The sequence below is a fragment of the Chitinophaga sp. H8 genome (genome assembly GCF_040567655.1).
Taxonomy (GTDB): Bacteria; Bacteroidota; Bacteroidia; order Chitinophagales; family Chitinophagaceae; genus Chitinophaga; species Chitinophaga defluvii.
In genome coordinates this window covers 2,156,263-2,182,279 of record NZ_JBEXAC010000002.1, presented here as the reverse complement: position 1 = coordinate 2,182,279, position 26,017 = coordinate 2,156,263, and the positions used below count along the sequence as shown (strand labels likewise).

The 26,017-nt window shown below is 45.2% G+C and carries 19 protein-coding genes; 8 read left to right on the top strand and 11 right to left on the bottom strand.

Going from position 1 to position 26,017, the window contains the following annotated elements:
- Nucleotides 1–8: 8 nt before the first annotated feature.
- Nucleotides 9–1,535: a RagB/SusD family nutrient uptake outer membrane protein gene (locus ABR189_RS22665; RefSeq protein ID WP_354662772.1), complete on the bottom strand. Its 1,527-nt coding sequence runs from the start codon at nucleotides 1,533–1,535 to the stop codon at nucleotides 9–11.
- Nucleotides 1,536–1,545: 10 nt separating this feature from the next.
- Nucleotides 1,546–4,668, bottom strand: coding sequence for a SusC/RagA family TonB-linked outer membrane protein (locus ABR189_RS22660; protein ID WP_354662771.1), 3,123 nt, complete (start codon nucleotides 4,666–4,668; stop codon nucleotides 1,546–1,548).
- Nucleotides 4,669–5,023: 355 nt separating this feature from the next.
- Here ABR189_RS22660 and ABR189_RS22655 point away from each other — a divergent pair, with 355 nt between their 5' ends.
- Complete coding sequence (locus ABR189_RS22655; protein ID WP_354662770.1) at nucleotides 5,024–6,169, top strand: glycosyl hydrolase family 28-related protein; 1,146 nt, start codon at nucleotides 5,024–5,026, stop codon at nucleotides 6,167–6,169.
- A gap of 29 nt (nucleotides 6,170–6,198) precedes the next feature.
- Here ABR189_RS22655 and ABR189_RS22650 read toward each other — a convergent pair whose 3' ends face one another.
- The 3 genes from ABR189_RS22650 to ABR189_RS22640 form a co-directional block, all read right to left on the bottom strand.
- Nucleotides 6,199–6,807, bottom strand: a complete 609-nt coding sequence (locus ABR189_RS22650; protein WP_354662769.1) for a helix-turn-helix transcriptional regulator — start codon at nucleotides 6,805–6,807, stop codon at nucleotides 6,199–6,201.
- 291 nt (nucleotides 6,808–7,098) lie between these two features.
- Nucleotides 7,099–7,947, bottom strand: a complete 849-nt coding sequence (locus ABR189_RS22645) for an alpha/beta fold hydrolase (RefSeq protein WP_354662768.1) — start codon at nucleotides 7,945–7,947, stop codon at nucleotides 7,099–7,101.
- A gap of 139 nt (nucleotides 7,948–8,086) precedes the next feature.
- Complete coding sequence (locus ABR189_RS22640) at nucleotides 8,087–9,877, bottom strand: alpha-L-fucosidase (RefSeq protein ID WP_354662767.1); 1,791 nt, start codon at nucleotides 9,875–9,877, stop codon at nucleotides 8,087–8,089.
- Nucleotides 9,878–12,363: 2,486 nt separating this feature from the next.
- Between ABR189_RS22640 and ABR189_RS22635 the strand changes: the two genes are divergently transcribed.
- From ABR189_RS22635 to ABR189_RS22605, 7 genes are all read left to right on the top strand, one after another.
- Nucleotides 12,364–12,771: a hypothetical protein gene (locus ABR189_RS22635; protein WP_354662766.1), complete on the top strand. Its 408-nt coding sequence runs from the start codon at nucleotides 12,364–12,366 to the stop codon at nucleotides 12,769–12,771.
- A gap of 154 nt (nucleotides 12,772–12,925) precedes the next feature.
- Entirely contained in the window at nucleotides 12,926–13,270 is a 345-nt protein-coding gene (locus ABR189_RS22630) for a YciI family protein (RefSeq protein WP_354662765.1), read from the top strand.
- 5 nt (nucleotides 13,271–13,275) lie between these two features.
- Nucleotides 13,276–14,535, top strand: a complete 1,260-nt coding sequence (locus ABR189_RS22625; protein ID WP_354662764.1) for an RNA polymerase sigma factor — start codon at nucleotides 13,276–13,278, stop codon at nucleotides 14,533–14,535.
- Between the two features lie 306 nt (nucleotides 14,536–14,841).
- Nucleotides 14,842–15,189 (top strand): hypothetical protein, encoded by a 348-nt coding sequence (locus ABR189_RS22620; protein WP_354662763.1) that lies wholly within the window; start codon nucleotides 14,842–14,844, stop codon nucleotides 15,187–15,189.
- A gap of 62 nt (nucleotides 15,190–15,251) precedes the next feature.
- Nucleotides 15,252–16,496, top strand: a complete 1,245-nt coding sequence (locus ABR189_RS22615) for an SIR2 family protein (protein WP_354662762.1) — start codon at nucleotides 15,252–15,254, stop codon at nucleotides 16,494–16,496.
- The gene (locus ABR189_RS22610; protein WP_354662761.1) at nucleotides 16,493–19,936 is read left to right on the top strand and encodes an nSTAND1 domain-containing NTPase; all 3,444 of its coding nucleotides are present in this window, start codon (nucleotides 16,493–16,495) and stop codon (nucleotides 19,934–19,936) included. Before ABR189_RS22615 ends, ABR189_RS22610 begins: the two co-directional genes overlap by 4 nt.
- Nucleotides 19,933–20,796: a CHAT domain-containing protein gene (locus ABR189_RS22605; protein ID WP_354662760.1), complete on the top strand. Its 864-nt coding sequence runs from the start codon at nucleotides 19,933–19,935 to the stop codon at nucleotides 20,794–20,796. The genes ABR189_RS22610 and ABR189_RS22605 overlap by 4 nt, the downstream gene beginning before the upstream one ends.
- A gap of 5 nt (nucleotides 20,797–20,801) precedes the next feature.
- On the opposite strand, the gene ABR189_RS22600 is transcribed toward ABR189_RS22605, so the two are convergent.
- The 6 genes from ABR189_RS22600 to ABR189_RS22575 all read right to left on the bottom strand — a co-directional run bounded on the left by ABR189_RS22600 (nucleotide 20,802) and on the right by ABR189_RS22575 (nucleotide 26,016).
- Nucleotides 20,802–21,737: a DUF6528 family protein gene (locus ABR189_RS22600; protein ID WP_354662759.1), complete on the bottom strand. Its 936-nt coding sequence runs from the start codon at nucleotides 21,735–21,737 to the stop codon at nucleotides 20,802–20,804.
- Nucleotides 21,738–22,034: 297 nt separating this feature from the next.
- Complete coding sequence (locus ABR189_RS22595; protein ID WP_354662758.1) at nucleotides 22,035–23,396, bottom strand: hypothetical protein; 1,362 nt, start codon at nucleotides 23,394–23,396, stop codon at nucleotides 22,035–22,037.
- Nucleotides 23,397–23,518: 122 nt separating this feature from the next.
- Nucleotides 23,519–23,959: a hypothetical protein gene (locus ABR189_RS22590; protein ID WP_354662757.1), complete on the bottom strand. Its 441-nt coding sequence runs from the start codon at nucleotides 23,957–23,959 to the stop codon at nucleotides 23,519–23,521.
- 227 nt (nucleotides 23,960–24,186) lie between these two features.
- On the bottom strand, nucleotides 24,187–24,813 hold the full coding sequence (locus ABR189_RS22585) for a hypothetical protein (RefSeq protein ID WP_354662756.1): 627 nt from the start codon (nucleotides 24,811–24,813) through the stop codon (nucleotides 24,187–24,189).
- A gap of 37 nt (nucleotides 24,814–24,850) precedes the next feature.
- Nucleotides 24,851–25,486 carry a hypothetical protein gene (locus ABR189_RS22580; protein WP_354662755.1) on the bottom strand — a complete coding sequence of 212 codons (636 nt, stop codon included), beginning with the start codon at nucleotides 25,484–25,486 and terminating at the stop codon, nucleotides 24,851–24,853.
- Between the two features lie 92 nt (nucleotides 25,487–25,578).
- Nucleotides 25,579–26,016: a hypothetical protein gene (locus ABR189_RS22575; RefSeq protein ID WP_354662754.1), complete on the bottom strand. Its 438-nt coding sequence runs from the start codon at nucleotides 26,014–26,016 to the stop codon at nucleotides 25,579–25,581.
- Between the last annotated feature and the right edge of the window lies 1 nt (nucleotide 26,017).

Sequence of the window (26,017 nt, the reverse complement as noted above, 5' to 3'; positions counted from 1 at the left end):
ACATCTCCTTAATTATATCCCTCATTCTGGTCCATCTTACCTTGGCTCAGATCGATCTGTTGCTGGGGGATGGGGAATATTTCGTTTTTGTTGGCAGTAAATACTTTACCATCTTTCGCAAATTCGCTGGCAGCGCGGCCCGGAACAATTTTATTCTGACGGACAAGGTCAAAGAAGCGGTCATGTTCCATTGCCATTTCCACCCTTCTTTCTTTCCAGATAGTTTCTCTGGTAACGGAGGTTACGCCTGTAGGGAATCCTGCGCGGATGCGGAGGTCACTGATATCTTTGATAGCAGCACCTGCATTACCGATGGCTAAAGCGGCTTCTGCATGGATCAGTTTTATTTCGCCAAAGCGCAATATCCGCAGATTTTTAGGCAGGTAATCCACTTTACCGCAATTTTTCTCCGCTCCCCGGCTATGATAAGCCTTGTAATTATAGCGGAGGTTTTCCACACTATCCTTACCGGGTATACGGAAACCATCCCATAGTACGGTGCCACCAGGATTGATAAAAATCACGGTAGCAGCCTTTCTTTTGTCGCCTGGTTCGTAGGCATCAATCAGGCTTTGGGAAGGCCCGCCAAATCCCCATCCCAGATCAGCCCATCCGCCTTTGCCGCCCGCACGGGGTCCCTGGCATACTACATAGGAACCGATAGCGCCGTCACAGTTGGCATTGATACCCGTTTGTACTTCAAACAGGGATTCCCTTCCGTTGGCCCCTGTTTCGCGCCAGATGCTGGCGTAATCATCCAGCAGGCCATAGTCGCCCAGCTTTTGGGTAACAATAGAATCCGACAGGCTGAATGCCCGCTGGTAGTTCTGGCGGTACAGAAATACCTTGGCCAGCAACCCGGCAGCGGCGCCCTTTGTGGCTCTGCCCACCTGTGTACCGGGAGCGCCTTTTATGGGCAGGTTGGCCAGCGCAAATTCCAGGTCGGAAATAATGAAATCGTAAATACTGTCTACGCTGGCCCGCACCTGGAACTTATCACTATTCGCTTCCTCTGTGGCAGGTACCCGGTCCAGCTTGGGCAGCTTGCCAAAGAAACGCACCAGGTCAAAATACAGCAATCCTCTTATAAAACGTACTTCTCCCTCCAGGCGCTTTTTCACATCTTCAGCAGCCGGGCTGAGCGGCAATTTATCCAATGCCTGATTAGCCCGTACCACTCCCCGGAAATAACCGGTCCACAAATCATTTAAAGCATTTACGCTGGGGGTCATCGACAGCCTATCGAAGGTTCCCACATTATCCGCATTATCAGTAGCATTACTTCCTTTATCAGCATCGTCGGAAGCGATGTTGGTCATCCCCACATAAGAGAAGCCATGCATCCCGCTATTCCACAACCCGTTATACACGCCGGTTACCAGCGCTTCTGCTGCCTGGGGATCATTTTTGATGGCCTCTTCTTCTATCAATGCCTGTGGCGCTACTTCCAGGTATTTTTTGCAGGACATAATCACCAGGCTGATGATCAACCCTACCCCGGCCACTTTCCATATAATATTGCTATGTGTGTTCATAATACAATTTTTAGAAGGTCACATTTACACCAAAAGAATAAGTCCTGGTGGTAGGATATGCATTAAATTCAATGCCCGAATCCAGTATCCCGCTTTTGTTGCTGGTACTGTTCGCGTCATCTATCTTACCTCCCGGCAGATCAGGCGTAAAGCCGGAAAATTGCTTGATGGTAAATAAATTCTGCGCGGTAGCATATACCCGGAAATTGCTGATGCCGATGGCTTTTAACTTATCTGGTTTAAGGGTATAACCCAGGGTAAGATTATTCAGACGTAAAAAAGCGCCGGACTCTACAAAATAGGTAGAGGAAGGCGTGGCCCTGTCTATCACCCGCGGATCGGTATTGGAAGGACGGTCTGCCTTCCAGCGGTTGTCGGCATATTTGGATTCAATGTTATCCGGTGCTTCTACCCGGTACGCCTTTTTCCCATTGTATATTTTATTGCCCGTATTGCCGTAGAAGTTAGCCCCAAAGTCCAGCCCTTTGTAAGTAAGGCCCAGGTTAAACCCGTAATAAAATTTAGGCTGATAGGACCCGCTGTATTCTTTATCCTGTGCATCTATCACCCCATTGCCATCACGGTCTTCATATTTCAGGTCGCCGGGTTTGGCATTAGGTTGTATCACGGTACCATCTTTATTTTTATAATTATCGATCTCTTCCTGGCTCTGGAAGATGCCTAATGCTTTGTACACATAAAAGCTCCCCACTTCGTGCCCGTTGTCGGTGCGGGTTACAAAGCTCTGCTGTCCTACATTACCACCCAGCAGCGCCTGACCGCCATTTAATCCGGTCAGCTCGTTTTTGTTGAAAGTACCATTAGCCCCGATGTTATAAGTAAAGTCTTCGCTGATGTTATCTTTCCAGTTCAATGCCAGCTCAAAACCGGAATTTTTGAAAGATGCCGCGTTGGTGATGAACGCATTATCGGGATCACCGAGGATACCCGGTATAGCCACAATGGTGAGCGCATCGTTGGTGCGTTTATGGTAGTAATCCAGCTGACCGCTCAGCCGGCTGTTGAGCACACTGAATTCTACACCTATATCAAACTGGTTGGTAGATTCCCATTTCAGGTTGCTGTCTTTGATATCCTGGATCACATCTCCCAGTACAATATTGTTGTCGAAGAAATAGGGGATATTGATCGTAGCCGTGGTGATATAAGCGTTGGAAGCGATGTTATCATTGCCGAGGATGCCCCAGCTGCCCCGTAGTTTCAGGAAGTCGAACAGCTTTTGATCTTTCATAAAGGACTCTTCAGAGATCACCCAACCTAATCCTACGGTGGGGAAGTAACCCCATTTTTCCTTAAACCGGGAGCTGCCGTCTGCGCGGAGAGAAGCACTCAGTAAGTAGCGGTTATCGTATCCGTAATTAACACGGCCTACAAATGATTGGCGGGCATATTTATCGCCACCGTTGTTCAGCGTGGATTGCTGATCCGTATTACCCAGATCCAGGTACCACTGGTCCGGGCTTTCCGGCACATTGATACGGCCACCTTTCAGGAAGGTGCTGTAAAAGCCTTCCGTAACCGCACCGCCCAGCAGCGTCAGGGAGTGTTTTCCGAAGGTTTGATCATAGGTGACCGTATTATCCCATATCCATCCCTGTGAGCGGGTTTCTTCCATGTTCAGCTGACTGTTTTCCTGACGCTGGTTCCCCCCTGCATTTAAAAACGTTTTGTCATCGTTGAGAAATTTATAGAGATAAATACGGTCGTTACCGAATTTAAGGTCTGCGTTAAAAGCAGAGCGGAATTTCAGTGCTTTGACGGGGGTAAATTCCAGGGCTACATTTCCCTGTACCCTGCTTTCCTGGCGGCGGTCGTTGCGTTTGTCCAGGGATAATAACGGGTTGGCCACATTCCCCCAGGCGGAGGTATTTCCATATCGCCCGCCTTCTTCCGGTATTACAATAGGAGATGCCCGGTAGATATTGCCATAGATACCATTCAGGTCCACATCCCTGCCATCGGCACGGGAGTAGGAAAGCTGTGAGCTGAATTTCCATTGATCGGAGATATTGATATCATTATTGGCACGGAAGGTAAAGCGCTTGAAGGAATTGGTTTGCACAATACCATCTTCCTGAATAAATCCGCCGCTGAAATAATAGGTTTGTTTTTCCGTACCACCGGAAACGGATATATTATGGCTCATCTGGAAGGCGTTGCGGAGGATCACATCGTACCAGTTGGTAGTACCGTCGTAGGTGACGGGATCAGCAGGATTTTTATCCGGCGCCGCATCTTTCAGGTAGTCGATGTATTGGTTCCTGTTGGCCATTTTTACCAGGTTGGCCGCCTGCCGGAAACCTGCATTACCATCATATCTTACCTGTGGTTTTCCGATTTTCCCTTTGCGGGTAGTGATGATAATAACGCCGTTGGCTGCACGCACCCCATAGATGGCTGCCGATGCATCCTTCAGGACGTCCATGGTGAGGATATCAGCGGTGCTGATGTTACGGATATCATCTGTCAGCACCCCGTCTACCACATACAAGGGATTGGCCCCTGCCAGCACGGAGCCGGTACCCCGCACTTTGATCTGTGGTTGTGTATTGGGTGCCCCGGAAGTAATGATCTGCACCCCTGCCAGCTTGCCCTGGGCAGCCTGTGTAGCGGTCATTACCGGCTGATTGGACAGCTCCTCTCCTTTTACCGAGGTGATAGACCCGGTAAGATCTTTTTTCTTCTGGGTACCATATCCCACCACCACTACCTGTTCCAGTTCTTTGGAAGAGGATTCCAGCACAATGTCGATGGTGCTTTTGCCCGACAGCGGCACATCTACGGGTTTATACCCGATGTACGACACCTGCAAAACGGCCACATTGGCATTTGGCACCCGCAGGGAGAACGTACCATCAGGACCGCTGGTAGTACCTGAGGAAGTATTCATCAACCGTATGGTAACCCCAATAAGCGGGGTACCTGTCTGATCCGATACCTTACCTTTTACCAGTACCGCAGAATCCTGTGCGATGGTGTGCGGCAGGGTTATTCCTGTTGTTTTATCAAGGGGTGCGTGAGGTGGCTGATACGCGATGTCCTGTGCAAAAAGCGGCCATGCGCTGCAAAGGGCGACCAATAAAAGCAGGGTTCCTGAATAAATACCTTTCATAACTACTGTGTTTTGGGCGGATAAACCGATGAGTAACAAGCATCTGTTAAGGCCAGATCCAGTCCAGGTGTTTAAAAGTCCGGTAATGGGGAGAAAGAGGACAGTAGTAATGGGGAGAAAGAGGACAGTAGCAATAGGGAGAAAACGGACAGAAAGAAATAGGGAAAAAGCGGACAGCGAAATCGAAATATGCAGTTATTTTTCCGGGCACGGTTTAAAATGTGGATATCCACATGGCTCCAGATAGTATAACAACTGAGTTGGATAAAAGTTAAACAGAAAATGAAAGGCAGCTGATATTTTTTAGTATACTTATGTATCAATCAGCAGCATTCACCAATATTCACACATGAATATGAACAAGTTCATTATTTTTCTGGCGATATGCATTTTCGCATTTGCCTGTACTGAAGCAACCTCCCAGGCTATTAAAAAGGATTTACTGGCTTATAATGTTAAAGATTTCGGCGCACTGGGTGATGGGAAAACGGACGATACGCAGGCAATACAACAGGCACTGGACTATATTATTGATCATGGCGGAGGCACATTGTATTTCCCCAACGGGCATTACCGGCTTGCTACCATACAGGAAAAATATGAAGTAAAAGCGCATCTGATCATCAAGCCCAATGCTACTCCGGGAAGATCTTATGTAATGATCCGGTTAGCCGGTGAGAATTGCGTTGTTACTCCCTGCGCCTATGCCAATCATACCGGCAAAGACGAAGGAGCCGTATGGGATAATGGCACCGTACTTTTTTCGGATGTGATGGGAGCAAAACTCACTGATCCCCAGGCAACCCCCACATTTATACTGGCAGCAGGATCCGGTGGCGGGATTTATAAACTTAACCAGGCGGTGATCAGATTGCAGGACCTTGCTTTTCAGGTCAAAGCAGCCAAAGGGAAATACCCTTATTTATCGGGGGTAAATATGGCACATGCTGCCACACTCTACACCGATAATATTTTGATTTACTCCTCCACAAAAAATGTAGACCTTACTGCCCCAACGGATGATGGACATTATTCCGCCGGCTTAGTTGCCCCCAGAATATGGTGTAATCCGGAACAGGAGCTGAGAAATACTTACGTAAAAAGTGCTTTCCGTTATGGATTTATTTTTTCGGAACATGCCAATGGCAATAATCTTTCTGTCTGGAACTGCGACAATGCTTTTGTGTTTGCAAAAATGGACCACTCCGCCTGGCTGGGGCGTATACATGCGCAAAACTGCAAGAACATTATAAAAACGCTGGATGTTGAATTTGCCCGTCAGGTGCCAGGATCGGCCTTCTTTAAAATAGAACAGGTTGGCATCGAAATCAATACCGGTCAGCAGCCCATCGCATTTAATTACAGCAATTTTATAGTAGATCCGGAAAATCTGCTCCATGGAGCATTAAACTATCATATTGTAAAATCCAATGTAGGTGCGGACAACTCCTATTTTAACAAGCTGGGTGGCAGCCATGTACGCAATGATCCCTCCTTCTGAATGGTTCGTTATGCAACATCAGATGCTTATTAAGTAACCAGGCTTTCTTTCATGGCTTTTACAATCGCATTAGACCTGGAATTAACATCCAGTTTGCGGTAGATATTCATGATATGCGATCGCACGGTGCCTACACTGATGTGGCAATGCGCTGCAATATTTTTGTAGGTATCGCCTCCCACCAGGCAGCGCAGTATTTCCAGCTCGCGGGCGGTAAGGCCGTATCCGTTGCCGGGACGTTCTTCCAGGCGATTATTAAAAAATGCCAATACTTTATTTACCGCAACCATATTGGAGTGTATGGCCGCTTCATATACACGGGAAATAAATGCAGATAAAGAAACAGGGGGCTCATGGCCAGCGGAAACTTCCAGCGGACGGGGCTCCACACTCTCAACCGATTGCCTTTCTTCATTTACTGTCAGCAGGATCACATTAATTTCAGGATAAGCTGCCTTTACAATGCTGGCAGCTTCCAAAGCAGACATCCCAGGAATGTCGATATCCATAAACACCAGGTTACAGATGTCTTTAGCTAATTGTTGTAACATTTCTTTCGTTTCACCGTGCAATCCTGCTGCATCCAAAACGTTAGCATCTCCCAAATAATCTACCCCTTTAGGCCGCACTCTTTTCATATTATTGCTTTTGGGTTTTTTATATTCCATGAAACCTCCGCTGGTACTGCAAGTTTGGAAGCTAGTAAGGTGAAATATATTTAAATTGGAAAGTTGACACAGTCTCCATATCTCAAACAAATTTGAAACAAATACCTTCAGTAGACAATCGGATATGTATATGGTTTTTCAATAAATACTAATAAACAAATTGTTTTATATTAAATAAAATATAAATATACAATTTACTGGTTTTTCATCACTAAAAGCAATTCCAGGGTTAACTTAAATGCTCATTATCAGATAGTTAATCTATCGCTCCCGGTTATTTTCGAGTATAAACTGAACAATGGGTGCAGGATCAGTAAGGCTATGTGGATGATGCCCTACACCTGGCTTTTTGATTTCACGGACCGTACCTCCCAATGCGTGGTATCTTTTTACCAGCACGCCGGTATTTTCCTCATAGGGCACTACCTCATCGGCCATTCCGCAAATATGCAGTAAAGGGATCCGGTGTGCCGCCAATGGTTTCAGATTATCCACGGGATTGCCCTTAAAAGTCATAGCTTCCTGTTCGCTAAGACCATAAGCCTGCAAACATTGTTCCCACAATTTTTTTTGTTCGCCTTTATCATTTTTAGCTGATACCGGTCCTTTCCTGCCGGGCCAGCTTTTGATATCCAGCACAGGGGCATCAGCGTAAATACAGGCTACCTGCTCCGGATGCCTGGCGGCCCAGTTATAACCAATTAAACCTGCCCGGCTGAAACATTCCAATACTGTTTTGGGAGAAAGGGAAAAAGTGGTGGTCAGGTATTTATAAAATTGTTCCCATACCTCTACCGCAGCAGGGCTGCCATGCAGATCAGCCACTTCTATATAGGCAACGTGGTATCCTATACGTAGTAGTGCGGTATCTGTCTGGGGCTCGTGCCCCCAGAACAATGCACGCCATATCCAGGGATTTCCGGGTGCAGCTTCCCTGGGAAAAGCCAGTTTGGCGGGCCTGCCTGCAAAGGTAAAAGACCGGGCATCATACCCGAAAAAATCAAAGGGTTCACCGGGATAGGTAGAAGTGGCAACAGGTGTGTCTTGCTGGGCCGTTATTATCTGTATACTGCAGATACAGATAATAACAGTCATAAGTAGTTTTTTCATGTGGACGTGGTGACTGAATTTTTTACAAAATACATTTTTATTTCTGCTTTATGCCACCACCTGTCCGGTATTTCCTGCTACTGTGGTTTTGCATTTACCGGCAGCAGCTTTCTTTTCACGTATAGCCGCTGCGTTGATATCAGCGTACCGGTTGCAGGATAACCTTACGCAGCCAGAAGAGTTCCGTACCGGCTGCCGTCATTGGTTTTATACTAAGCGTCTGACTACCTGGCTGTGTTACTTTTACAATCCCTGCTGCATGTTGTATATACAGAAGGGGTTTATTTATATCATATTCACCTGTTCTTAGTGTCAGGAAAGACAGTTGCTGCCCTACCATTTGCACGACGGCCTCTCGAACGGGCATCTTATCCGTACAGGCATATTCCAGGATTATTTTATAATCGCCGGGATCTTGTACCTGCAGATTAAACACCAGTTCATCTGCAGGCTCACGGATAGCTGTAGCGCAGTTATCATGCTTCCAGTCGCCGAAGTAATGCGAATAAGTAAGCAGTTTATTTTGTGCCTGTCCCTTGGTTTGCGCCCATATGGCTGGAATTTCTGTTTGTGTGTATTGGGTGCTCACCGTTTGGGTACGTTCTCCGGAATAGTCAGGTTGTGTACCGGTATAGTTTACCAGCAATACGGTATTGCGAGTATCCGGCAGCGTAGCCGGCAATTGTACCTGGAGTTCTTCCGGCAGTTGTTTCCATTTTACGGGGGTGGTACTACCCAGTAATGTCACGCTTGTCACTTTTGCTTTCATATAGGGTACGCGCAGCATACCATTAGCAGGAGGCGTCCATACATGCAGGTACAGCCGTTGTTTTTTGGCCGTAGTTACCCCCCAGGGTTGGGCAGGGATGAGGCCGTGGGTGGTACCATAGATACTTTCTCCGTATTGTTTCAGCCATTTGCCGGTAGCCAGCAGGTATTGTACGGAATATGCGGGCCACTTGCCGGTACCATCCGGTCCTACGTTGAGCATCAGGTTGCCGCCTTTGGAAGCCACGTTAGACAGCAGGCGGATAATTTCTCCCGGCGCTTTAAAGTTCATATCATGCGCAATGAATCCCCAGGAGTCGTTATGGGTATAGATCGATTCCCAGGCACCGGGGATGGGTACCGGCGGCACTTCCGAATCGCCAAAATCGCGGTAATCGCCCAGGTCGTGCCCTACGCGGCTGCTGAACAGGCAGCCTGGCTGCAGGGTGCGGAGGCTGTCGATCATCTGCCGGGTCTGCTCTTTGGTAAGTCCTCCCGGCATGTCAAACCACACGATGCCCAGGGGGCCATAGTTGGTCAGCAATTCTTTGAGCTGGGGAACTGATTTCTCGCGGTAATAGCGGAGGTAGTCTTTTTTCTTTTCGTCAAAGTCCCAGTTATTACCTCCGCCGTTGGGCTCGTGCCAGTCGAGGAATTGGGAGTAATAAAATCCGAAGGGAATGCCCTGTGCTTTACAGGCAGCTGATAGCGCCTTCATGGGATCTTTTTTATAGGGAGAGGCATCCATGATATCAAAGTCTGATACTTTGGAATCGTACATGCTGAAACCTTCATGGTGTTTGGCGGTGATAACCATATAGCCGATACCCGCATCTTTGGCAGTTTGCGCCCATTGGGCGGCATCAAAATCGACCGGGTTAAAGCTGTCAGCCACCTGCTCATACTCCGCTGCCGGGATCTGTGCCCGGTATTGCAGCCATTCCCCGCTGCCGTAGTAGCTGCTGTCTTTCCAGTTGCCCCCCAGTTTGGAATACAGTCCCCAATGTATAAACAAGCCAAATTTGGCGTCTTTGAACCATTGCAGATTGGGATGTTCTTTTTGCGTGGCAGCACCTTTTGTCCACATATCAGGCATGTCCTGCGCTATGGCGCGGGCACTTACCAGGGCCAGCCCCAGCAGGAAAAGTCTTTTTACCAGCATAAATAACATGATTACCGCTAAAAAGTAGCTATATCCAACGGCTTATACAAGGTCAGCTAAAAATGCTATCAGAGAAAGGGAAAATGATATGGACATGGAGAATAACCTTTACGTTAACAACCGGTTAACTAAACTTTCAAACCGGAATTCCTACCTTAGGATCACTCTTGTACGGCTTTTTAAATATAAAAATATTTTATTCATCACCCAACGGCCGTTTAACCTGCATTTCCACAGAAGAAAGGGGTTGACAATACAGGCCGGGTGACATGTGAATGTTCGTTGGGCTGACCTTCTGGTCGGCCCTTTTTCATGCCTGCCTGTGCTCAGGTATCCTTATAGCCAAGCCTGCGTTAAAGCGCCTTATAAGTACCTCTCCGCCTGCTTATCCCCGGGGTATCCTTATTACCATTCCCCCCATTCCAGTACCTTTTAACACCTGGCATCCTTATAGCAAAGCCTACGTTAAAGTACCCTTAAGGTATCCTTAAAGTACCCTTAAAGTACCTATATAGTACCCCTTATAAGGGATACTATATAGGTACTATATCCCTGGGTGAAGGGAGTTAAATACCCGGGAATAACCTGACGATGTTGGCAGTATTACCACCCTCTTATAGTATTTTGACAGCATCTAATATTTTTTTATCCGCCATTAACATGGTATTAACAATATTGACAAATAATCATCTTAACGTTGTGTAATTACAAGTTTCAAAAAGTAGTTACAACATAGCAGATTAAGATTTTTTATAGTTAACCGGCACCCCTGGTTAACATTTACTCCCAAAAAGGTTGGTTTTGATTTTTGATGTCCACGTTAACCCTTATCGCTGTCCTTTACACCGTATCCTATACGGCTAAAGTGATGGACTTCGTTAACAGGACTTTTCCTCCCCTCGTAGTATTCACTACGAGGGATTTTTTTTGCGCTGCTATCTGTTTTTTTTCACGGCAAAGGCAATAAGTACGGGCGGATCAAAATAATTCGCAGCGTGTTAACTCCATATTAACAAGCGGGAATAAATACAATTGTAACATTGCAAGGCAAGTGCAGCAATGGGGCATGTGGTACGATGTAAAAATTGTCAAAACAGGAGCAGGAAAAAGCGGCATTAGTCACCCTGCGCATGATTACAACAACCACGATCTAAACAACATATTCGCAAACCAGCCATGCTCTTCCAGAAGAGTACCTCGTTTGTAAAAGTTCTAATTAATCATCATCTAGCTAATAGCTCTCCTGCAGTGTCTACTACGGGAGATCATTTAAAAACATTATTAACGAATGCTTTCATTTACTATCGTTGTGAAGTTAAGTTCCCCCCTGCGGTTTTTACCATAGGGGATTTTTTTTATTCTTTTAATAGTGTTTCCCCTACCTTTGAGGCAATCTGTTTACTACTCCCCCTCAACCCGCTTTCCCTTTCTTTATATATGCTGTGAAGATGCATTGCATCCTTCATTGTTATAAGTGCTTGTTGGCCTCGCCGGCCAACAAGTTGCTTATAGGGTAGCTTTTAATTCTCCCGTTTTCAGCCATGGCACCGGCCTTTTCAGTTTGATTATTTTCTTTTCTACATTAACCTCTGCTTAACCAATTAATCCCCGTTACTGATGTATAATTGCAGTGTTGATCATTTAGTTGTGTTAAAATATCCCGTGTTAGCCATTAAGGACAACACTAACCGGTTTTGAATTAACCAGTTAACCATGTCAACGCGGATGCTTTGGACAAAATGCGGTCACTGCGGATACTTCTGCTTTCATGCCGTAGTGGTCAACGCTATGAAAAAGCAATACCGCCGTGCTTGCCGGCCCCTCAAAAGGCTGGCAAGCGTTTTTATACTAAATACCTGCAACCGGCTTCCCCTCCAGCCCCTGCAATACCAAATTTCCTATAAATATTCCTGAACGCTCCTGCCAGCCGGCCGGCAATTGTAGAATGCCCTCCTTCTAATAACATACGTGATATATCAAATGAATCAGCCAATCTTTCTGCCGGAGTAGCCATAATATTATATATTACTTGTAAAAATTCATTATAAAATGATAATTAAATATTTATGTCTAAAATATTGCTATCAAATCAAGTGCTGAAGTTAGATTTAACTGCTGTGCTAAAATTATAATTAGCTGCTGTATAAAAATTAGGATTAAACGTTGTATAAAAGTTAGACTTAACGGCTAAGCGCACAAATAATTAAAAATTGCAGTGTCCCCTACCCCTGAATGTCCATACATGCTAAGGTCAAGTCATAGTATCAGCTAATACCCCTGATCTGTTAATCGCTGGTTAATAAAAAAAATATTTCTTCCGCGGATTTCTGCTTTTCTCAGAATTATGAATAAATTTATTTGATAGCATAAATATCAAAACGACACCTGATTACCGCGTTACAATTGAACAACCACTGTTACACAAAGCGATACACTTATGCGCTCAGCAACTTACATCCCATTCCACCATCCTCAACCCTCTTTGCATGCATACCGACTCCGACCTTTTGTTACTGCAGCACCTGATCCTTGTAGATCTGGTTCCTCATACACAACCTAATCCACCAGATTATATCAGTTTTTCCCGGACTACACAGGTAGTAACACTCAAAACAGCCAATATTAAAGACAAGCTGGCATTGCTGATCAACACGCAACCGGACAAACAGTTGCTACGGAGTGATCTTTACCATTATCAGCGTTGCCTGGTAGCCCTGGCGGGTGAACTACAGGCTTACATTGCCATCAGTAAAAACATGCCACTGCCCGAAATATTCCAGGAATTTACCTGGGCCAATCTCTATCTCCTGATATACAAACTACTCACCGAATTACTGGCACATATCAATGAGCATTTTATGCCTTATGTAGATGATACTGCTCCCGGCAACTAACCATTGCTGCAAAAATCTGCTCCCCCGGCTTTTTTAGCACCGGCGATAATGTTACTTTGCTCCCTAATACCTGTTACTAAATTACTGTCTGGTAATTTGTCCCCATCCTGCTTGTCCGATCGTCATAAGGATGAAACAATTAAACTTATCAATTATGAAAGCGTTCGTATTAATCTTCAGGGTCAACAGCAGTACAGATATGAAACCCTCTCCCGAGCAGATGCAGGAAAGGATGGACTGGCTGGGCAGCATCGCCGCACAGAACAAACTGGTGAGCAAAGGCAACAGCTTATCTTTTGGAGAAGCCAAAACGGTAAAACCCGGCCATGTGGTAACAGATGGCCCTTATACAGAGATCAAAGAATTTGTAAGTGGTTTTATCATCATCCAAACAGCAACGATTGAAGAAGCGGTAGAAATTGCCAAAAAAAATCCCATCTTCAAAAGTGGTGGCAGTATAGAAGTAAGAGCGGTGCTGACACCGGGGGATAACCAATAATGCCCATGACAGCAAAATCCCACTCACATAAGGAACTTTTGCCTCACCTGTTCAGGTTGGAGTATGCTAAAATGACGGCCGTGCTATGCCGTCATTTTGGCTTGCAGCACATCGAAACAGCGGAAGACATTGTGAGTGAAACTTTTTTAAAAGCAACGGAATTATGGGGGGTAAAAGGTATTCCCGAAAATCCTGCCGCCTGGCTGTATACTGTAGCCAAAAATAAAACCAGGGACTATCTCCGGCGGCAGGCCATTTTTGCAACAAAGGTAACCGGCGCCCTCTTAGCCGATAGCAGCACGCTGGCGCCCGACTTTGATTTTCAGCAGCAAACCATTGCCGACAGTCAGCTGGCCATGATCTTTGCTGTATGCAATCCTGCCAATGCCCCCGAAGCACAGATCTGTCTGGCCTTACAGATCCTCTGCGGATTTAGTGTGCAGGAAATTGCCCATGCCTTCCTGGCCAAACCCGACACCATTAAAAAGCGGTTGCTCCGGGCAAGGGCCAACCTGCGGAACGACCATTTCCAGATCCGTGCATTAGCCGAAGCCAGTATACAGTCGCGCCTGGATACAGTATTGAGCACCCTCTACCTGTTGTTCAATGAAGGGTATTTTTCGGCTACCAATGACCAGGTGATCCGGAAAGACCTGTGCTCGGAAGCGATCCGGCTCACGCTGCTGCTCACTGAAAATGCCCTGACCAATACTACTGAAGCCAATGCGCTGCTGGCACTGATGTGCTATCAAAGCTCCCGCCTGGATGCCAGGGCGAATGATGCGGGCGAAACGATCCTGTATGAAGAACAGGATAAAAGTCTGTGGAGTGCCGAGCTGATAGAAAAAGGTAATCATTACCTCGTTAATGCCTGCACCGGGGCTGAAGTATCCAGGTATCACCTGGAAGCAGGCATTGCGTACTGGCATACCACGCCTACCGCCACCAACAAATGGGCACCTATTTTACAGCTGTACAACCAGCTGCTGCTGATCGCCTATTCTCCCATGACCGCCCTGAACCGGACCTTTGCCCTGGCCAAAGTATATGGTCATGAACGGGGCCTTGCCGAAGCGGAAACACTGCAGCTCATAGACAATCCCCATTACCATGCGCTGCTCGCCTATTTGCTTGCGGATACGGACCCCGGTAAAGCCATCCGCTGTTACCAGCAGGCAATAGCCCTGACCCCTTCCAAAGCAGGTAAACAAACCTTGCAGCAGGCGGTAGCAAAGCTCCGGCAAAAACAACAGGACGGTGCATAACTGTTCCCGGGAAAACCCATTTCCGACTTAAAAGACATTCCTTCCCTCATTGCCCAGCAGTACTCCTTCAGTCGCCGCTCATTGCACCAACAACTTGTTCCCGAAGGGATTCATTACCCGTAGCCCCGCTTGCATTTATTTATTAAAGTTTTGTATATTTATACAGATAGTTTACTGCGTCAGCAAGTGACAATGGCTGTTCCCCAACACCCCGGATTCAACAAGTACAGGCAATGTGTTTTTCCAGCAACCGTAATCTATTTATCAGGCGTACTGTCATTCAAAGAAGCATGAAAAAGAACTACTATGAAATATTTTCTAATCGCCTTTTTGGCGCTGACTTTTCTATTGTCAGCACAGGAGGCGTCGGCCACTAACCTCAGGGGCCGTATTGTTCGTTATGATCCCTACAGCGGACGCTTGTTCCCGTTATACAACGTCCGTGTTGATTTCTGGTTATGGAATGGTACCCAATGGCTGAATGTAGCCTACAGCGTTACTAACGGCGATGGTTTTTATTTCTTTAATAATGTAGCACCGGGCTATCTGTTTAAAGTGCAGGTATTTAATGCCTATTACCCCCTGCAGCAGCCATGGTCTGTTGTCAATGTGCTGCCTCCTTACTTTCAGGATATCCCACAGATCAGTACCTGAGCATACTGTATGGAGATAGCCTTAACACCTATAATTGAACCTGGAATATAAATTTTACTGCAATGACAGATCAGGATGAAAGTATTTACAGATCGCTGCTGAAGGGAATCAGTACCGGCGAATGTGCGCTGATATTAGGTCCTTTGTTTGGCGTTACACAAGATGGAAAAAAGATCCATGAAATGCTCCGGCATACTTTGCAACAGGATTACAAAGTAGACCTGGACACTGATTTCGACAACCTGTTCATTGTCAGAAAATATCCGGATGCGGTGTTTGAATTCCAGTTGCGCGGTGCTATCCAGGAGTTTTATGCAGATATACAACCACAGGTGCATAAAGTGTATGATGATCTTGTGCAGATTAATTTCCATGCCATTGTAAGCTTTACCCAGGATGAATTTTTAAAGGATGCCTTTAAGCGGGCACAATCCCAGAAAGTATTCCAGTACTTCTCTGTTAAAGGCACCGCTGCCGAGAATACTCCCCCCGCCAATAACGCAGGCGCCACTTTAGGCGCCCGGAAAAAAGGGCCGCCTATTCTTTATAACCTGTATGGCCGGTGTAATGACCCCGACTCCCTGATAGTAGGGTATGATACTTTTTATGAGTTCCTCTTTTCCTTTATCGGAGAAAAACAGCAGCAGCAATTGCGCGAGATGTCTGAGCGGCTCAAAGACTCCAAGATGTTTCTCTTCCTGGGCTTTAACCTCAAAAAGTGGTATGTACCCTTACTGCTCACCATGCTGCTCAAAAGACAATCCTCTATCAGGATACCTGCCATTGCCACCATGGATGATACGGATGAACAAAGTAACCAGAACTATATGGAGTGGTTATCCCGCTATCCGATGGCCATGTCTTTTGTAGATGGTACCAGCATTGAGCTGATCGAAAAGATCATCGCTGCCGGAAAAAAAGAGCAGGAGCATTTATCTGCTGATGCCGGCGATAATGCCAATGGCCAGCCTGGCAGACCCCAGAATGGCAGTACGGCCGTCAGAAAAAGTCTTTTAAGACAGGAGGATCACCAGGTGGTGCCCCCTATTTCCATTAATGAAGCCTACAACCAGGTAATCAATGCCAGCAGTGCGGAGGCCTTACTCAAAACAATGCAACGGTTGTTTGAATCATTGGAAAACAGGAATATCAGCAAAGAAACAAACCGGGCGCTGATAGATATCATAGGCGCCCTCAGCGCTTTAAGAAGAGAAATTATTGAAGGGCTACCTTCTGAAGAAGCCAGCTTTCGCCTGAGAAAACTCCGCATGCAGATTATTGAACTTTTTGAATCCATACTGGCATGAGCACCACTACAGATAAGTTTCAAAGCAGGTATCCCGGGCCGGTCCCTTTTTCTGCAGCCTATCGTGAGCTGTTCTTTGGCAGGGAAGATGATATCTCCCAGCTGATCAGCCTGATCCGGAACAAACAGGTTACCGTACTATTTGGCCGTTCCGGATTTGGAAAATCCTCCCTGATCAATGCCGGATTATGCCCGCTGCTGGAACATACCTACTTTAATAAACCCGGTGATACGCCCGCTACTGCTACCAGAACGACGCTGACAGCCGAAGATATTACCGATGAAGCAACGTCCTTTGCTGCGGTACGGGAAGAAGTGCCCGCTGGTTTTTATCCCGATGAAAAGCCTTACCGGATCATCAAGATCAGGTTTGAAATTAATCCCGCTGGTAAAAGCCAGTCGCTCGTGAGCCAGTTTAAAGAGCAGCTATGGGCACATTGCAACTGCGATGACAATGCACTGTTCCTCTCTGCATTGGGCATCCCGAAAGAAGAAGTATCTGCCTGGCAGCTGTTTAAAACCCTGCAACTGCAATCAGAAGAAACACATACCGCCATCCTCCTGATCATGGACCAGTTTGAACAGGTGTTTGATGCCCCGCCGAAAGAATTCCGGCAACTGGCCATCGCCTTGTCTGAGGTGCTGTATAACCGGATGCCGGCCCCGTTTCTGCACAGCCTTAAAACATCCGGGCTGGCAAAATCAGCTGATCCGGGTACGCTGATGCAATTGGATTTTCTGGAAAAAGGCATTCCTATCCGCCTGCTCATTGGCATACGTGCCGACAAGCTATACCTGCTGGACGACCTGGGCGATGATATCCCCATCATTTTCAATAACCGCTACCGGCTCAAAAGATTGCCTGCCTTTAAGATGGACGAGGTGATCTGCAACCCCGCTACTGAAAAGGGCAGTTTTGCCTCCCGTCCTTTTCTTTATACCGCGGAAGCAGTAGCGAAAATAAAAGATTATCTCACCGTTAAACAAAACAATAAGCAGGAAATAAAAGTAGAGACCTTTCTGCTGCAGATTATTTGTCAGCACCTGGAAGAGCAGGCCATGCTCAAACAGGCGCAAACAGATAAGCTGATCATCATTGGGGACGATGATGTAAAAAACCTGAAGGATATCACCAAAAACTATTACAAACAGATTTTCAGCAAGCCCGCTCCCACCCTATCAGAAAACGGGCGCACGGGCAAAACAGAGAAGCCCTTTACCCCTTTAGAAAAGATCCAGATACGTTATCTCATAGAGCGAAAACTCATCAATGAAAAAACCCGCACGCGTATCTGCCTGGATAAAACGTTCGTTTATTCGCTGGGGTTTGATGAACTACTGCTGAACAAGCTGCTCAAAACGCGCATCGTTCGCCGGGAGTTGAACACCGTAAGCGGAGAGAGTTATGAGTTAAGTCACGATGCTTTTATACAACCGGTGCTGGAAGCCTCCCAGGATCATGAGCTGGGCGATCTGCGCACGGCCATCATGGGACAGTTTACCTCATTGTTTGAAAATATGGGTGCTAAAGAATCCGGCAAAGTAAAACAATTGCTGCGGGAACATCTGCTGGACAAAGAAGGGAATCTGTTAAGCATACAAACCAGTTTGCTAAAAAGTGAAGAATGGGACCTGCTGCAAACGATGAAGCGCAACAAGGCCCTGATCCGGGTAGAAGGTATACAGCAGGAGGGCAATGCACGCGCCCCTAAAACCTATATGCTGAACGAGGTGTACCAGGATGCCGCTATCAGCCTGCTGAATATTGAACAAGGCGCCAAACAGAAAAGAAAATATGCAAGTTTGCTCAGCCTGGCAGGCGCATTTCTGCTGATGCTGATCATTATTGGCATTGTGATGTTTAAATCCTGGCGATTGTATTACCGGGAGCGGGCACTGAATGCTTCTATTGCCATTCCGTTTCTGCTGAACAGTGATACCACGCAGGCCGATGAGCAACTGTATGCACTTAAAACAGCCTACGATCAAACCCAGCGTGATACCGCCCGGTACCAGAGTATTGGCAAAAAGCTGGTAGATGTTTTTAATGCCAACGGGATCCTGGGTACCCGTATATGCATGCCCGGAAAATCGGTAGAATCCTATAGCTTATCCGTGATCAATGATATCTTTCTGGTAACGTATATCGATACCCTGAAGCAGCCGGAAAAATATACGTTGCCCGGCACTTTTGAAATGACGCCCCCTCCGCCGCCTCCTAACATGAACAAACTACGGGATGCAGCATTATATCTGCATGCCGGGCAGGACACTATAGTATACCGGGGGGTAAATGCGGCTGGTTTTGTAGAAAATGCCCCTTATCTTTTTATCAAACGAAAAGACTCGCTTTACTTTTATGAGCTCAGTGCACAACATCCACCACAGCTGGCCGCACAGATGCATTTCCGGTTAAATAATAATTCGCTTCCTAAAGAGCAGCTTCAGCAATTGGACGAAGCCAGCAACTTCACCGTGAAGGCCTTTATCCCTAAAGCTGCCAACAGGGAGGCCCGCGCTTATGTATTTACTGAAACAGGATTTAATTACACGTCCTGTTTGTGGTTGCTCAAAGCCGGCGGCATTGAAAAATCGTTATGTATCAATGCTGTTTCCCAACGCATCTACTACAACACCAAAGATAGTGTGGTGATTACTACCAATGATGTGAACGGAGAAGCAGGCATTTTCAACTATGACCTCCAGCGCAGGCAACAACTATCCGCCAAAGGAGATTATTTTCTGTTAACCCCTGTGGCATTACAGCTGCCACATCTCTTGTATGGCAAATGGCGGGATTCTACCTTTCAGATTATGATCTGCAATTTTAAGGGAGATAGCCTGGGTAGTAAAACTTTTTCCACGCCCTGGAACAATGTTTATTTTGACAGATACAATCACCTGGTGGTGAGTGAAAAGGACAGTATCCGTTTTCTTGCCCAGGACCTGTCTATCATTAAGACGATTCCTGTTCCGGTACAAGCCGCTTCTTCCCAGGTGCTGTATGCACTCAATCACCAGCTCAATGCGCTCTTTTTCAACGAAGCCCTTATTGGGTTGTATAATAACGGAGGAACGCGTTACAGCACTACCCTTCCGGATGCGATTAATGCTGCCTGGTTTTCCAATACCGGGGATACCGTGTTTGCACAATGTGGCAAACTACTGTATATATTGGATAAGAAACTGACCGTGATGAAAAAGCTACAGAACGATGCTCCGTTTATAGACCGGCTGGCAGGATTCAAAACGTATAGTTATCTGTTGCTGGCCGACCTCCATGAAAAGCAGGTACAGGAAATCAACAGCGCCGATGCTGCCAGCATCTCCCGGTGGATTTCCAGGTATAAGCATCCCGAAGCACTCACAGACGAGCAACTCAAAGCATATGGGCTGGAAAAACGTAATCTCCTGACTTTTATTATCAAGTTGTTTTTATGAACGGAATACTGGAAGAGGTACAGCTTAGTATAGCCGCCATGCCGGTAAATGAAGCGGTGGCCCACCTGTTTGAAATATTACCGCGGGAAAAGGATATTATCCTATCCCATATGCAATTAAAAACGGTTATGGGCAATTTTTACCGGGGGCTGATATCCCGGGAAGATTATGAGGTAGCGCTTAACAAGCTGCACCGGTCCCTGGACTTTTTTCTTTCCGAGCTGGACCGCCCCAGGATCAAACTGGTATTTGATGCGTTGGGATTACAGCAGCCGGAGGCATTACAACAAAAAAATATCCTGTTTATAGAATCTATGCCGGTAGACCAGCAGCGCTTGCAGCTGGATGTGGAATATACGCGGATAGAAGGTATTGCAGATGCGGGCAGCAACCGGCTGTATACCGTGGCCAAACCTTTGCTGGCCGCTACGCTGGACCTCCTGATCCAGCGGCTGAACCGGGTACAGCCACAAGTGGTGCATTTTTCCGGGCATGGGCATAGCAGCGGGATCGTATTAAGCACCGCCGACAACCGCGCACAGCTGGTACCTACCGATGCCATCACCCGGCTCTTCAGCCTGTTTACCAATACTACCGAGTGCTTGTTGCTCAATGCCTGTTATTCGGCCACACAAGCCGCGGAGCTGTCGAAACATATTAAATATGTGATCGGGATGGATGCACCTATCGATGATGATGCGGCGATTGAATTCACGTCTACTTTTTATACCGCCTTATGCAATGCGCCGGTGGTGAATTACAAAGACTGCTATACGCAGGCTACCGTAAAGCTGCTCACCGTAGCTGGCAATGCCGACGTATTTCCCCAGCTATGGAGTAGCGGTGTACAGGTAACCTGAGCTTTTTACTGACATACGTTCAGCGGGTTCACTTCCGGATAACTGAAAGCATTAGGCAGTACCCACCTGGCCTTGTAGATCTTCAACCCTTCCTGCTTAAACACGGCATTGCCGTTAGTGTCCAGTACCGTATCCGACCACCAGGACGTTTTGGGTTTCATGATAATAACCGGGAACTTCCGCGGGCCGGAAGACACGCTCTTGATATGCGCCTGAAAACGTACAGGCGCTTCCTTTAACTGGTGCGTAGCTATTTCATATTGGTATACCTGCGTGGTATTGGTAAGCCACAGCGCATCCTGCCCATATACCGGGAACAGGTCATGCGCCTCCGTGCCAGGCAACTGAATCACCGTATCTTTTACCAGCTCCGGCTGTGCACAGTTGAAGTTGTACTTAAACGCGATCAGCTCATGCATCGCCGCCGACCACAACCGCTGCCCTTTACGGTCCCACACCACATTATGCCCGAACGCAATCGGCACCTGCTGCTGGTATACGCCCTCCGGAAAGTTTACCGTATCCACACGGAACAGCGTGAGGTGGTTATTGGTACTGGAAGCACTCACAATATTTCCATCGGGCAATAATTCAATGGAGTGCGTATTTCCGCCTGCATAAGCGTAAAACACCGTTTTCTTATCGGCAATACGTATCAGCGCCACCCCTCCGCCAGAAGCACAGGTAAGCACATACTTGCCCTCGTACACCACCTTCGCATCACTGGGGTTGGAAAACCATTTTACATGTTCCGGCTTTACGTTGGATGCCGCCGGTTGCCACTCCCAGATGATCTCCTGCTTTTTCACATCCGCAATCGCTATCCGGTGCTGTGACTGCTCGGCCAGCACGATACACTGTTTGCATTTGTCCACCGGGGATTGCGCGGAGAGCGTGATTGTAACGAGGAGCAGGAATGAAAGGAGTGTTAGTTTTGGCATGGGCATGTTTTTTCCGCTTTGGTTATAATTGATGGTGAAATGAACGTTCGATAAGCATTTGCGTACCGGATGTTTCATACTTAGGTTAATTCATTTCATGGACAAATTAGTGTAAATACGGTCTATATTGTTAACACATGTCTACAAATATCTGATTATTAATACATTAACCCTTTCCACATTTCTTATCATTTTATTCTTAATTACGTTATGACTCACCCTGTTGCTACTAATTCGTCAACTTTTCAATGAATTGGGCTGTCAGATTCAGCTTTGAAATCAGCATATGAAAGCAAACTACTGGATAAATGGCCTTACAGTTTCCATGCTAACGGGTATTTTCAGGGGTAATTCCCACATATTTTTTGCTCCTTTTACAATAATCGTATCTCCTTTGGCTTCGATTTTCCTGAATATCCCCTGACAGCTTATGATACCTAATGCCGTTGAAAATACACTCTTTTCCAGCAATACCCTCCCTTCTTTTTCAAGTTTCAACACCGCCCTCATTTTGTCTTCATTAAAGCGCATCCATAATGTTGCCAATAATGATACGCCATGCAGTTTTACGCTTGATTCCAATAGCTTATAATCAGTTTTAAGTCCCAATTCCAGCCCTTTATGCCAGGCATAACCTGCGGCTTCCAGAAGCGGGATGTTCCCGGTTTGTTCCGCCAATACTTTTACAACTTCATACGCCCTATTCCACATAAAGATGGCACGTTCAGCATGAGACATCTTTTCAAAAGTGTCAAAGTCAAACACATCATTATAGGATAGTTTTCCGAAATAGCTGTGGGCATGGTAACGTCGTATTTCCGGCTGTTGAAGATATTTTTCTTCAGCAATAAAATTCAGCTTCAGCGCCTGTATTCTATCGCCCGTATATACTTCTTTCATTAATCTCTCCTGCAAAAGCATCAACGAAGAAAGCTGTTCGTTCAGCGTTACGATATCCCCATATTCGTCTTCAAAAGACCATGTTATACCACCTATCGGCATCACGGCATTATATTGCTCTCCTTCTTTAAGGTGGAGTATAAATTCCTCCTTCTTCCAGGAAGTACTTTTTAATGTGTTCAAATGGTAAAAGGCTTTTGAGGGCTCCCAATCCAAAAACAATTCGCTTCTAACAAAATCGCCATCCTTTGTATAAAAATCGGCAAAGACCAGGCAAATCTCCATTTGAAAATCAACACGCACCGTTGCTTTCAGCTGTTTATCTGGCGATGTTTTATACTCCTTACACCAGTATTCGTTTTTCAGGTCTGCGGCAATGCCTTTCTCATAAGTATTTTTCAGATGCGCCTGATCCCAGCCATACTGTTTTGCAGCCTTTGTCATTATTTCAAAAATGATGTTCCACAGACACCGCTTTCTTTCCTGTTCCGGATATCTCAGGAATGCTGTTATATCAAAATTCCTGTTGTATTCCAATACCCTTCCCTTGTCAATAAACTCATTTTTCTTCAAAATGCTTCCATTCGATTTTTTGAGCGAAGGGGGTACCAAATCGATTTTCAGAATGGTACGGGTATCTACCTCATACTTTCCCAGGAGTCGCAGGAACAGATGCGTCATGCAATAGGTTTGCCTGTTGAAATCTTCATCATACGCTTCTCCTTTAAGGTAAAAAACGCTAATGTTATTAAATTCCATGTTGTTAATATTTAATGCTTAATAAGAATGTTTGCAGTATTATTGTCTCATAATAGAAACGGCTGTATCAAGAGAATGATACAGCCGTTATAATATCGCCATTTGCTTTTTGGGTCTATGTTCTATTCGGGATAAGTAGCCAATACTTTATTGATACGCTCTACCTCCTCATTATAATTATCGTCTGCATAGATCTCCTCCACTCTGCCAAGCAGCAATTCGTAATCTTCCGGATTGGAGATCTTACCTTTCTTCAATAACCTTTCGATCGCTTTTAAACGCATTTTGTCTACAACATCATAATCGATACCTAATTGCTCCTTGATCTGTTTCTTAAAATCAAGTGCCAATGGTAATGGAAAATCCCTCACATGCGCATCGATATCATTACTTGCTGCTTTTAATACCCTTGTCTTACCAGTCAAATAAGCATCTTCCACTAACCTCTCAGACTCTTTAAAGGCCTCTCTTAATTCGGGTTGCATGGGTTTATTTCCATACAAAAATTGATTAAAAAAAAACCACTTATCCCGCAGTAATTTTAGTGCTCCATCTTTTTCCATGATACAATTTTCTTTTCAATCACAAAATATTGATCAATACCTCACCGTCACTCATCGGCTTACCGGTTTGCATACTTATCATGGATAATCCAATCAAAGTCATAGCTTATCCAGTTACCAGTTCTTAATAATTAAACCGGTATAGCCTGTCAAGTTCCAAAACGCTGTACCACCTACTCCAACAAATAAATCGCGCTATGCTTTCAATAAAGCAACTTCCATATCAATTAACTTTCCGGCCTAAATATATTCGCAATAATATAAGATTCACCAATTAATAATAAAGATGGATTTCTTAATTCAGATACAATTCGCTGCCCATTCCAAAAAATGGGTTTTCTCTCATTAATAATAGTACTCTTGACTCCTTGCCTTTTCAAACATTCAGCAAATTCAATCAACAAACGCTTAGGGCCATTAGCTAACAGGCCATAATTGGATCGCATCAACTCTTCAAATGCTATCTCCCTATTTAAATACTTTTCCACTCCATAATATGGACCGAATGCAGATGCATGAATCTCACACATATCCCAGTAAAGCATATAAAAATTGTCAGGTATTCCATTAAAATACAAACTTGCCTGCAGATCATTATATTCCCAAAGTAAGGGATGATCTTTCTTTAAATCCATCCAAAAGGATTCCGTTCCGGAGATATTACCTGCTAAATAATCGATAGCATGAATTTTCCATTTCTGTTCATACATTTCATCTATGGAAGCAATTTTAATAGTAATATCAATGTAAGGTGGTGCTGCTTTAAAATCAGCCCTATCAATAGATATTGATATTTCCTCAGGATCGTATTTATCTAAACTGAAGACTATTTCTTCTATTGTTAAATTTTTCATTTTGAAACTATTGGATTAAGATCTTCTATCAATATCTTTAAAACCTCATGCACCCTATTCCATATAAAAATGGGGCGTTCCGGCTTTGGGAGCTTATCAAAGGTATCAAAATCAAATACATCATTATAAGATAATTTTCCAATGTAGAGATGAGCATGGTAGCGTAATATTTCAGGATATTGAAGGTACCTTTCTTCATCTGAAAATCGGCACGTACAATAGCTTTGAATTTTTTATCGGGTGAAATCTTATAATCTTTAAAATAGTATTCATTCTTCAGGCCAGCTTCCATACCTTTATCATAGGTATTTTTCAGATGTACCAGGTCCCATTTATACTCCACGGCGGCCTTTGTCATTACTTCAAAAATGATATTCCACAGGCATTGCTTTTTCTCTTCCTCCGAATATCCCTGAAATATTGTTATATCAAAATTCATATAATATTCCAGTACCCTATCAGCAATAATAAACTCATTCTTTTTCAAAACATGCCCTCGGATATCCTGCAAGGAAGGGGGCACCAAATCAATTACCATGATGCGATGTTCCCCCACTTCATAGTTTCCCAAAAGTCTTAGGAATAGATGCGTTATGCAGCAGGCATGGTTTATAAAGTCCTGGTCATAATCGTCTCCTTTAAGATAAAGAACACGGATGTTGTTAAACTTCATGCTGTTAGTATTAATTAAAAGCCCCGGTTTATCACCGGGGCTTTTTTACGAGTTATCAAAGCAGTAATTACATACTAATAGTATCAAAAATATTATTTATGATATGTAGCCAGTACTTTATTGATACGCTCTACCTCTTCATTATAATTATCATCTGCATAGATCTCATCTATCCTGCCAAGCAGCAATTCATAATCTTCAGGATTCGAGACCTTACCTTTCTTCAATAGCCTTTCGATGGCTTTTAAACGCATTTTGTCCACGACATCATAGTCAATGCCTAATTGCTCCTTGATCTGTTTCTTAAATTCCAATGCCATTGGTAATGGGAAATGCCTGACCTGCTCATCAATATCTCTACATGTCACTTTTAGTGCCTTTAGCTTACCTGTCAAATAAGCATCCTCTATTAATCGTCCAGTCTCTTTAAGGGCATTCCTTATATTTGGGTCTGTAGGTTCCTTCCCATATAGAAATTGATTAAAAAAAAACCACTTATCCCGGAGTAATTTTAATTCCTTATTTTCCATG

Bases quoted from the DNA above. Each gene is read 5' to 3' on its own strand.
- ABR189_RS22665 (WP_354662772.1), bottom strand. From the start codon at position 1,535: ATGAACACACATAGCAATATTATATGGAAAGTGGCCGGGGTAGGGTTG.
- ABR189_RS22660 (WP_354662771.1), bottom strand. From the start codon at position 4,668: ATGAAAGGTATTTATTCAGGAACCCTGCTTTTATTGGTCGCCCTTTGC.
- ABR189_RS22655 (WP_354662770.1), top strand. From the start codon at position 5,024: ATGAACAAGTTCATTATTTTTCTGGCGATATGCATTTTCGCATTTGCC.
- ABR189_RS22650 (WP_354662769.1), bottom strand. From the start codon at position 6,807: ATGAAAAGAGTGCGGCCTAAAGGGGTAGATTATTTGGGAGATGCTAAC.
- ABR189_RS22645 (WP_354662768.1), bottom strand. From the start codon at position 7,947: ATGAAAAAACTACTTATGACTGTTATTATCTGTATCTGCAGTATACAG.
- ABR189_RS22640 (WP_354662767.1), bottom strand. From the start codon at position 9,877: ATGCTGGTAAAAAGACTTTTCCTGCTGGGGCTGGCCCTGGTAAGTGCC.
- ABR189_RS22635 (WP_354662766.1), top strand. From the start codon at position 12,364: ATGCATACCGACTCCGACCTTTTGTTACTGCAGCACCTGATCCTTGTA.
- ABR189_RS22630 (WP_354662765.1), top strand. From the start codon at position 12,926: ATGAAAGCGTTCGTATTAATCTTCAGGGTCAACAGCAGTACAGATATG.
- ABR189_RS22625 (WP_354662764.1), top strand. From the start codon at position 13,276: ATGACAGCAAAATCCCACTCACATAAGGAACTTTTGCCTCACCTGTTC.
- ABR189_RS22620 (WP_354662763.1), top strand. From the start codon at position 14,842: ATGAAATATTTTCTAATCGCCTTTTTGGCGCTGACTTTTCTATTGTCA.
- ABR189_RS22615 (WP_354662762.1), top strand. From the start codon at position 15,252: ATGACAGATCAGGATGAAAGTATTTACAGATCGCTGCTGAAGGGAATC.
- ABR189_RS22610 (WP_354662761.1), top strand. From the start codon at position 16,493: ATGAGCACCACTACAGATAAGTTTCAAAGCAGGTATCCCGGGCCGGTC.
- ABR189_RS22605 (WP_354662760.1), top strand. From the start codon at position 19,933: ATGAACGGAATACTGGAAGAGGTACAGCTTAGTATAGCCGCCATGCCG.
- ABR189_RS22600 (WP_354662759.1), bottom strand. From the start codon at position 21,737: ATGCCAAAACTAACACTCCTTTCATTCCTGCTCCTCGTTACAATCACG.
- ABR189_RS22595 (WP_354662758.1), bottom strand. From the start codon at position 23,396: ATGGAATTTAATAACATTAGCGTTTTTTACCTTAAAGGAGAAGCGTAT.
- ABR189_RS22590 (WP_354662757.1), bottom strand. From the start codon at position 23,959: ATGGAAAAAGATGGAGCACTAAAATTACTGCGGGATAAGTGGTTTTTT.
- ABR189_RS22585 (WP_354662756.1), bottom strand. From the start codon at position 24,813: ATGAAAAATTTAACAATAGAAGAAATAGTCTTCAGTTTAGATAAATAC.
- ABR189_RS22580 (WP_354662755.1), bottom strand. From the start codon at position 25,486: ATGAAGTTTAACAACATCCGTGTTCTTTATCTTAAAGGAGACGATTAT.
- ABR189_RS22575 (WP_354662754.1), bottom strand. From the start codon at position 26,016: ATGGAAAATAAGGAATTAAAATTACTCCGGGATAAGTGGTTTTTTTTT.